This window comes from Geobacillus sp. LYN3 (assembly GCF_003064505.1).
Taxonomy (GTDB): Bacteria; Bacillota; Bacilli; order Bacillales; family Anoxybacillaceae; genus Parageobacillus_B; species Parageobacillus_B toebii.
This window is the reverse complement of record NZ_QCWL01000001.1, coordinates 751,857-758,594: the sequence shown is the minus strand read 5'-3', so window position 1 is coordinate 758,594 and position 6,738 is coordinate 751,857. Positions and strand designations below refer to the sequence as shown.

The following is a 6,738-nucleotide window of genomic DNA, read 5'->3' as shown; positions in this document are numbered from 1 at the left end:
CAATATTCACATCATAGACAGGAAATACAAAAAATATTCAGCTCACTTGATCATGTGGCTGAATAGTTACGTTTTAGCGCATTGTTTAATAATTCTTGGATAATCCGATAAATAGCAAGCTCCTGTTCTTCTTCTAATTTGGCTAATAAATGAACATTCCATTCTACCTTTATATTCGCACGTAATTGGAACCGTTGGATTAACTGTACGATCGCTTCCTTTAATCCGATTTGACTCAAAAATGGCGGTCTTAATTCATGACATATTTCCCTTGTTAAATCAATGATATCTACGATTTCTTCTTCGATGTCGCTTAGCTGCTTTTTCATTTCATCCATACGCATATTTTGAACGCGCAAACTCTCCACTTTCCGTTTTAAAACAATTAAATCTTGAAGAATCGTATCGTGCAAATCAATGGATAACTTTCTTCTTTCCTTTTCCGACCATTGAAAGATCAAACGAGTGAGCCAAATAGAATTTCTGCTTTCCTTTAGATTGTCTAACTCTTTTATTAAATCCTCTACTTTGGCCATATTTTCAATCGTGATGCTGGTATAATAGACAATAGTCGATAACCAATCTGTTTGTTCTGCCGTAAATGGAATAGGATGTTTCTTTTTTCCTATTAATAGTAAAGGACCTTGCCGGAACGAGCCTACAAAAACTGCAAACAAACGCTTATTTTCAATGATTTTCCCAATCGAAAGTGGTTTTCTATCCATCTTTTTGGTTAGTTTCATCCACTCTTTTTCATCACATTGAAAAGGTGCTTGCATATTTTTAATTGCTGGTTGTACAAAAGCCAGTTCCTCTATAGCTAATAATTCGCTCACCTCTTTTTCTAGGCATTGGATCACTTCTTGCATGTTTTTCTGTTTTTTTAATGCTTCGCCGATCCGATATATACTTTCTTGATAAAAGTCTTTTTGTACGTATAACTTCGTCCTTAATATTCGATCGAAACATCCTTTTAAATAGAGAGCAAGGATATTTATTACATAAATCAGTAAAAACAACAAAGCAAGCTCTACAAGCCCTCTCGCTTCATTGACAAATTTGATATAAAGCAATGTAACAAGAAAAGATGGAAGTAAAGATAAAAAGGCATAGTACACAAAATGATTGATGGAAAACTGTAATTGAAATAGCCGATCCGTACAAATTAAATAAAGAAAGACAGATGGCAGCACAAAAAGCGAGGTAACAGTTAATTCAGCTGGTAATACCCATTTTCCAATAATTAAAACCGGGAGACTATAAAATAAAATAAATGGTGCAACAGATAGACCAATTGCGAAAAACAACCCTTTGACCGTATTTTGCTGTTCATCTTTTTTAAGATAAACCAATCCTTTTCCTAACAAAGCAAGAATGATGACCATGTTGATAAAAAATGTAGTCAATAGCACTTCTGCTTCACTGATCGAACGAAACGATAAAGACATGAGTGAGACAACAAACATCACAAAGTTAAACCCATAAAGAGAAAAGATGATTTTGTTCGTAAACCACAATTTCTTTTCTTTTTCAAAATAATGATGAACGAAATGCAAAAAGACGGCAGGTAAGATTAAAAATATACCGTTAAACATTTGCCGCCCAAACAGTGCATATTTTGCTGATAAGCTCGCACTTATATAACAAAGCCCTATCAATAACAAAAAGTAAATAAGCACGGTTGCCGCTTTATCATGTGGCCACAGACGAAGCAAAAAAATGCTTAAACTAACAGTGAATAGAAAAAAAACAGCTGGTAAAGCAATATAATACAACCACTGTTTCGCTCCATTCGATCGATAATCAACCGTCAACATTTGAATTTGATTTTCTCTCTGAATCGTTATTGTTTTCGCTTGTTCAATTGTTTTGTATTTTCGGACAGTAAAATGAGAGAGCGGGGGCTCCCCATCTACTTTCAGCACTTGATCATTAACATGAATATTTTGTTTTTCCGCCCATCCAAATTCGTAAATATCGTTAACAATGATATCACCATTCTTATTTTCCACTACATCAATGCCGATCAGTGGATATTTAACATTTAAAATAGTTAAATATATTGCTAAAATCGAAGCAACAATCATTACAATGACCATTCGACTCATCGTTATCTACTTCCAATATCCAAGCGGCTCCATCGATTCACTAAATACCTTTACAACCGCTTTTACCTCTAACTCACTTAAACCTATCAAGCTCACCGTACCATTTTGTAATTTTCCGATGACTTCTGGATGTTCTACAAGAAAACGGATCATTTCTTGCATTTCCAATTACCTCCAAACATTATGAAATTAATGATTTGAGTTCAATTTTATACTTATCGTCCACATCCAGCTTCTCGATTTCTTGTAACGCCTTTTCCTTGTAAATCTGTCCTATTACTTTTGCATAGTAAAACGCTCCTTCCTGCTCCATTTGTTGAATGGCTGTTTCTTTTTGATTATAAAGCTTATTGTAATCAACATGGTTGCTAAAATACTGTTTCAACAAGTTATCCCGTTTACTGGCCAGCATGTACAATACCGGAAGCGATTTCTTCTTTGCTTTAATGTCGTTCTTCTCCTCCCAACGATACAACGCATCGATATCATTGTCGATTTGTGCAGCAATTCCTATATCATTGGCATACTTTTCAATGATGACAGTGTTTTTTTCAGCGCCTGCCAATGCAGTTCCGACGAAACATTCCATGGCTACTAGAGAACCTGATTTTTTCTTCACCATCTGTAAATAATCTGTTTCCGTCTGTATGTCATTTGTGACATCCATATGCTGCCCATTTACGCTTTGAAGCAATCGAGATGAAACGTAAAACTGCGCTTTTGCTTTCTTATCATTATCAATAGGTAAATCCGCAATGACTTTTTGTCCTAGGAACAATAATCCGACGACGACATGAAGAAAGGTGGCAAGAGGGACTTGTCTCCACGAGATTTCCAAGCTGTCTTGATCAATGAGATCATCGAGCATATCTCCAGCCAACATCAGCAGTTCTACAGCCGCTGCAATTTGTTCGCTTTCCTTCATATTTTCGGAAAACATCTGATAATGCACACCAGCTAAGCGGCCGAACAAAAAATTGCTTCGTTTTGCATGCTCCTCTATTGATGTCAACACCAATTCTTTTAAAGACGTCACGGAAAAAGACGATTCGACAATCTCTTTCATTGTCATCTTCACTGTCTCTTTTTCTATCATTTCATCAACATCTCACACAAATATTTCCAAATGGATAAATTACAACAAAATTGGTGAAATTCCTTCTTCCAATCGATAGAAATTCTAAAACCCCCTCTTTTCTTGACAAAGAGGACTTCATATACTATCTGGTAAACCTGTTTTATCCATATATCCTATTTTTAGGATCGAATAAAAATCACAGAAAAAAGTGGCCACCATGGATGCGTCGAAATCGCAAAATCGTGGAAACCACTTTTTCAGTACTTATGGACTCGTTTCACATTGCATCGATTCGTGCAAACAGAGTAAAAGGTTTTAAAACAGCATTAGATGGTATTTTACCAACTTACACGTTTGTTATCCTTGGGCAAGTTGAATGCTTGTACCTATGGTAGAGGATGAATGCTGAACCGAGCGATTCCTCCCGTAGAACTGTGATAAAAATGACTAATAAAACGAACAGTATACTGACCAGATGCCCCCATTGGAACGTTTCTTTCCATGTGAACAATGTCATAAGTAAAAAATGCTTTTTACCATTTTTTCAACCTTCTTACACTTTTTTATAGAACTTTTGACATTGGACTTTCTTCACCTAAAATTGTACCTCCACTTCCATTCCTTTTCGCCGCCAATTTATGTCGGAACACCGCCATTTTTTGGCGGAGTATCAACACGAAATGGCAGGGGATTGTAAATCAAATCACAATATAATTGTTGCCTCCACTAAAATAAAAAATAAGCACCCTCCCTACGTATGTAGAGAAGGGCCAAATTAGAGGTTATGTTCCACGCTTTTAGACTTCTTCAAAAAAGAAATGAAGTCTCGATTTTGCTATTTCATATACTTCATTGCGATCTCTCGGTCCGATCGCATTAATCTGCAACGTATATAGCACATTTTAAATGTGGTTTTAACACCGAAATCGTATCTGTCACGCTCCAACAAGAAATTTATTTTTGTTTACTCCGATATTGTCTGAAATTGTTGTTCGGCCAGTTCTCTGTAGAGCGGATGGGTTTGCAGCAATTCGCTATGTGTTCCAATCCCAGTGATGGTCCCATTCTCTAATACAACGATTTGGTCTGCGTTAACAACGGTCGAAAGCCGATGAGCAATGACAAGTGTTGTTCTTCCTTCCATTAGCTGCTGCAAGGCCTTTTGAACAAGAACTTCTGATGAGCTGTCTAGGTTTGAGGTTGCTTCGTCAAGGAGAAGAATTTTTGGATTGCGTATAAGAGCGCGGGCAATGGCAATTCTCTGCCGCTGTCCACCTGATAATTTGATTCCCCGTTCCCCGACTTCCGTCAAATATCCTTTTGGAAGCCGCTCGATAAATTCCGCTGCATTTGCCAGTTTGGCTGCTCGCTCTATTTCTTCATCGGTAACGTCTCTATTTAGTCCATAACAAATATTGTCGCGTATCGTTCCTGACATCATTGGGCTTTCTTGGGAGACATAACTGATTTGGCTGCGCCAAGAATGTAAGTCAAAATCTTCAATATTTGTTTCCCCAAGTAATATTTCTCCTTCATCGGGTGTGTAAAATCGTTCTAACAAAGCAAACAATGTCGTTTTTCCGGCGCCGCTCGGACCAACAATAGCTGTTGTTTTCCCTGAAGGAATAGTGAGCGTTACTTGTTTGAGTACATGCTCCCCCTTTTTATAAGAAAAGGAAACATTGCGAAAATGGATGTCTTGCTCAGGATTTTGCACCGCAGGCAAGCTGCCGTTTGGTTCTTTCTCTAAGGATAAAATGCGTTGGATTCGTTCTGTTGCCCCCATTGCTTTTTGAAATGAGGTGAAAAATACAGCCATCTGACTAAAAGGAACAACGATTTGAACCATGTAAATAATGATGGCGACAAGAGAGCCGGATGAAAGCGTGCCTGAGGCTACACGAACGCCGCCATAACCGATCAAAATGACTAAAACGAGCATCATCACAAATGTCATAAAAGGGGAAATGACAGCCTGTATTCTTGCTTCTTTTAGACCGAATTGAAAAAGATGAAGAATCCCTAGTTCCCCGTTTTTTTGCTCTTCTTTCTCTGCACAATAAGCTTTTACAAGTCGAATATCGGATAACACTCTGCCAAGATTGGCTGAAAAACTGGCCATTTCATCTTGGGTGGTTTTTGAAATTTTGTACATTTTTTGCCCAAGCGGCCAGAGAATAAGGATTGAAACTGGGACAGCCGTCACCATCATAAGGGTCATTTTCCAGTCGATAATAAGCAGGATGCTAACAGCCCCTGCAACGGAAATGAATCCAGTCAGAAATGTAACTAAATGTTGGGTGATCAGCATTTTTACCGTGTTGGTATCTTGAGTAATTCGGCTCATCGTTTCTCCAGATTGGTGATTGTCGAAAAAAGGAATAGGCAATAATAAAACTTGATTCCAAAGCTTTTTGCGAATTGCTGCAACCACATATTCTCCAATATAGGTGAGGAAGTAATAAGAAAATCCGGAAGTGATCGTTTGCAAAATAAATGAAGCCGCAAGTAAAATAATAATCGATGGTTCTACCGTAGATGCAGCGATCTGGTCAACAAGAGATTTCGTAAACCATGGTACGATGAGTCCAACCCCTGTCTCGATCAAACTAAGAGTAATAGCAGTGACAAAAACCCATTTTGGCGGATTCGTGCTCTTGATTAACTCCCAGAAAGATTGCCAATTGTCTATCGGCATATCACGATTCTTCTCCACTCAAATCTACTCCTTCTTTCGCTAAAAATATTTCCACCGCTTTTGCCACCCATTCCTCTTCTTCTTTGGAAAAAGGAGATAAAAACAGCATTGGCTCTTCTGCAAGTTCATCCCCTTTCCAATGAAATAGCGATAAATCTTCGCCAACTTCTTTTGCGATAGAGAAAAGTTTTTCTATCAGCGATTGCACATCGTTATCGCTCGGATCTTTTCCATAGCACTCTTTTAGCTTTTCGAAAATTTCAAGCAGCTTCTTCCCATATTCCAACTGTTTTTCTTCGCTAATGTCAAACATTTTTTCCACTGTTTCATCTGGCATAAATTGTTTCAGCCATTCTTTATGTTTATTTTCCATTTGGATAGAGTTAATCAGCATGCAAAACATATTCGGATCAACCGTTTCTCGTTCTTCGATAAGATGCTGGGCATGTGTCACTGCCTTTATGACGCGGTCAATATGTTCACGCTTTTGCAGCAAAAGCTTTTTTTGAAAAGCAAGCGATTCTTTTAAATCCCATTTTTCTTCTTGCATAAAATTTTTAATTTCCTCAAGGGAAAAACCTAAAAACTTCAGTGCCACAATCTTTTGCAATGCAATGATCTCATCTTCACTGTAAAATCGGCGTCCAGAACTCGATACATGCGACGGTTTCAAAATTCCTATTTCATCATAATAGTGAAGAGTTCGTATTGTTTGGCCTGTTTTTTTCGCAAACTCACCGATTGGATACACCTTTTTCATCGTTCTCCCCCTTCTGACACTATGGTATTGTCAAAAGTTTATCCTCCACACTCACGGTTTTCCCTTGAGTTTCAACGGTTGGAAGAAAAAAAGC

The 6,738-nt window shown here is 37.8% G+C and carries 5 protein-coding genes and 1 pseudogene; 1 reads left to right on the top strand and 5 read right to left on the bottom strand.

The features are described from left to right. Positions 1-50: 50 nt before the first annotated feature. Genes DCC82_RS03940 through DCC82_RS03930 form a run of 3 tightly spaced genes read right to left on the bottom strand, consistent with a single transcriptional unit; the run spans position 51 to position 3,180 of the window. Positions 51-2,108, bottom strand: a complete 2,058-nt coding sequence (locus tag DCC82_RS03940) for a histidine kinase (protein WP_233252921.1) — start codon at positions 2,106-2,108, stop codon at positions 51-53. Positions 2,109-2,114: 6 nt separating this feature from the next. Continuing rightward, a complete protein-coding gene (gene comX / locus DCC82_RS03935; RefSeq protein WP_097354063.1) occupies positions 2,115-2,270 on the bottom strand; it encodes a competence pheromone ComX in 156 nt (51 codons plus the stop codon). Between the two features lie 19 nt (positions 2,271-2,289). Continuing rightward, positions 2,290-3,180 (bottom strand): polyprenyl synthetase family protein, encoded by an 891-nt coding sequence (locus tag DCC82_RS03930; protein WP_233252920.1) that lies wholly within the window; start codon positions 3,178-3,180, stop codon positions 2,290-2,292. Positions 3,181-3,395: 215 nt separating this feature from the next. Here DCC82_RS03930 and DCC82_RS17950 point away from each other — a divergent pair. Further along, a pseudogene (locus DCC82_RS17950) lies at positions 3,396-3,581 on the top strand (IS982 family transposase); the annotation flags it as partial. A 569-nt stretch (positions 3,582-4,150) separates the two neighbouring features. Here DCC82_RS17950 and DCC82_RS03925 read toward each other — a convergent pair. Together DCC82_RS03925 and DCC82_RS03920 are read right to left on the bottom strand one after the other, a co-directional pair. After that, positions 4,151-5,902 carry an ABC transporter ATP-binding protein gene (locus DCC82_RS03925; RefSeq protein ID WP_097354061.1) on the bottom strand — a complete coding sequence of 584 codons (1,752 nt, stop codon included), beginning with the start codon at positions 5,900-5,902 and terminating at the stop codon, positions 4,151-4,153. Next, complete coding sequence (locus DCC82_RS03920; RefSeq protein ID WP_097354060.1) at positions 5,886-6,644, bottom strand: MerR family transcriptional regulator; 759 nt, start codon at positions 6,642-6,644, stop codon at positions 5,886-5,888. Before DCC82_RS03920 ends, DCC82_RS03925 begins: the two co-directional genes overlap by 17 nt. Positions 6,645-6,738 lie beyond the last annotated feature (94 nt).

Coding starts and splice junctions, on each gene's coding strand:
- DCC82_RS03940 (WP_233252921.1), bottom strand. CDS start 2,108: ATGAGTCGAATGGTCATTGTAATGATTGTTGCTTCGATTTTAGCAATA.
- comX (WP_097354063.1), bottom strand. CDS start 2,270: ATGCAAGAAATGATCCGTTTTCTTGTAGAACATCCAGAAGTCATCGGA.
- DCC82_RS03930 (WP_233252920.1), bottom strand. CDS start 3,180: ATGACAATGAAAGAGATTGTCGAATCGTCTTTTTCCGTGACGTCTTTA.
- DCC82_RS03920 (WP_097354060.1), bottom strand. CDS start 6,644: ATGAAAAAGGTGTATCCAATCGGTGAGTTTGCGAAAAAAACAGGCCAA.